General features: G+C 37.9%; 1 protein-coding gene. It reads left to right on the top strand.

From position 1 onward, the window contains the following. Positions 1–129: 129 nt before the first annotated feature. Positions 130–2,680 (top strand): LysM peptidoglycan-binding domain-containing protein (locus Q0J90_RS14495; RefSeq protein WP_297278587.1); only part of this gene is annotated, 2,551 nt, incomplete at its 3' end.

The following is a 2,680-nucleotide window of genomic DNA, read 5'->3' as shown; positions in this document are numbered from 1 at the left end:
AAAAGAACAGTTAAATAATACAGGACCATCATATACTATAAATGGAATAACTTATGATGATGGAAGTAGTGTATCAGCAGCAGTTCAATCATTAGTTAGAGCAGCCAGAATAGAAAGGAGGTTATAGATATGGCTACTTATAAAACACATACGGTTGTTAGAGGAGATACATTAAGTGAGATAGCACAAAAGTATGGAACAACCGTTAGTTACCTGGCAAAATTGAATAATATCGCCAATGTGAATTTAATCTACGTTGGTCAGGTGTTAAAGATTTCAGAAACGGTAACCGTCACACCCTCTAAACCTAATCCCACACCTGCACCATCAACATCGACTAATACATCAAAGCCCGCAACCACAGCTACAATAACTGCTTTCGGACTACAGGCTAATACCGATAGGACTTTCTTTGCTACTTGGTCGTGGCCTAGAGGATATACTGATAAGTTCGACGTGCGTTGGTTCTATGGGACGGGTGATAATGCGAAATTTACAGGAAGTAGTACATCGGTTGATTCCATAGAGAACTCACAGCCTCAAAGTATTTACACGCCACCTGAAAACGCAACATATGTATCGTTTCAAGTGAAACCCATCGCCACAACACATAAAGTGAACGATGTTGATACTTATCATTGGACCGCACAATGGTCGACTGAAAAATTCTATTATATGAAAAATCTTCCTCCTGTTACACCACCTACACCAACTGTAACATTGGAGGATTACACTTTAAAGATTGAAGTTAGAGGTGTAGCTGAAGACGTATCTGAAATAGAATTCGAAATTATTCAAAATGATTCTAAGATTTACAAAGTTGGTAAATCTAAAGTGAGCACAACGACAGCTAAATACTCTTGTAATGTGTCACCGGGATTCGATTATAAAGTGCGATGTAGAGCAATTAAAAATAAAATATATAGTGGTTGGTCTGATTACTCAGACAACGTACAAACCAAACCAAGTAAACCATCCAAGATAATCGAGATAAAGGCTGTAACAGAGACCGCTTTAACTTTAACTTGGGAAGCAGTATCGACGGCTGAAACATATGATATAGAATACGCTATAAAAAAAGAGTATTTAGGAGCATCGAACGCATCAACAACTATAAATAACATCACTGGACCTCGTTATACAATAACAGGGTTAACTAGTGGTGAAAAATACTTCGTTCGAGTTAGAGCTGTAAATGAACAAGGAACATCTGATTGGACTGAGGAGAAATCGGTGGTGTTAGGGGATGAACCAGCAGCACCTACAACTTGGTCGTCAACTTCAACCGTGGTCGTCGGCGAAGAGATGAAATTATATTGGATGCATAACTCTAAGGACGGTTCCAAAGAAACAAAAGCGCAACTAAAATATATCGTCAATAATGATAACGAGATAGTAAAAGAAATATTAAAAACTAATGTTAGCGATGATGTTAGTTACTACTACTTATCAACGCGTACATTTACAGAAGGTGCGGTTATTCGTTGGTCTGTTCGAACCGCTGGTATAACTGGTGAATATGGTCCATGGTCCGCAACCCGTCTAATAAGTGTATATGCACCTCCATCGTTATCATTAATCTTATCTAATGATCAGGAAGGAAACGATACGATAAGAGACGTTAGTAAATACCCATTCTACATAAACGCGACATCTGGTCCAAATTCACAAAAACCAATCGGATATCATATATCGATCGTATCCGGAGATTCATATGAGACAGTAGATGAGTATGGAAACGTCAAAATGATCGCCGAAGGTCAAGAAATATTCTCTAGATTTTATGATATCGATGATCAAAAACTAAGTGTGAAGATGACTCCAGGTGATATTAACCTGGAAAACAACTGTCGATACGAAGTGACATGTATCGTGACTATGGATACGGGGTTAACAGAAGAAGAAACACTATCATTCACGGTCTCATTAATGGAAACCGAGTATTATCCAACAGCTGAGATAGTATTTGATGAAAAGACTTTAAGTGCGCATATACGTCCATATTGTGTGGATAGACCATATATCTTCTATAAGGTTTTATATGAACCAACTTCAGGAACATATACGAGAACAACCACTGTCTTGGATCCGTTGGAAGGGACGTCTGTAAATAACGCATTAACTGATAGGGATGATTTAGTGTTTGTCGGGGTTGACTCAAGTGATGAGATTATATACTTCACAGTCATTCAATCCGACGAAGAATATTTAGTTGAGAATGTTAAACTATCAGTATATAGACAAGAATACGACGGACGATTCGTAAGTATAGCGACGAATGTTGACAATACGGACAATGTTTATGTTACGGATCCGCATCCACCACTCGATTCCGCTAGATATCGAATTGTGTCTACCGACATGGATACTGGAACAATAACGTATACTGATATTCCTGCGTATATTATTGGGATTAAATCGGTAATTATACAATGGGATGAAACGTGGAATAACTTAAAGGTTATTGGAGAAGATCCGGTAGAAGAAGTAACATGGGCTGGATCTATGTTGAAATTACCATATAATATAGATGTATCTGATAACAATACATTAGATGTATCATTGGTGGAGTATATTGGACGATCACACCCGGTAACTTATTATGGGACTCAATTAGGAGCGTCTTCAACTTGGAATGTAAGTATCCCTAAATCGGATAAGAACACGTTATATGGTTTAC

The organism is uncultured Brachyspira sp. (assembly GCF_944390595.1).
Taxonomy (GTDB): Bacteria; Spirochaetota; Brachyspiria; order Brachyspirales; family Brachyspiraceae; genus Brachyspira.
The sequence above is the reverse complement of the archived record's forward strand: the minus strand, read 5'-3'. Positions and strand labels throughout refer to the sequence as shown.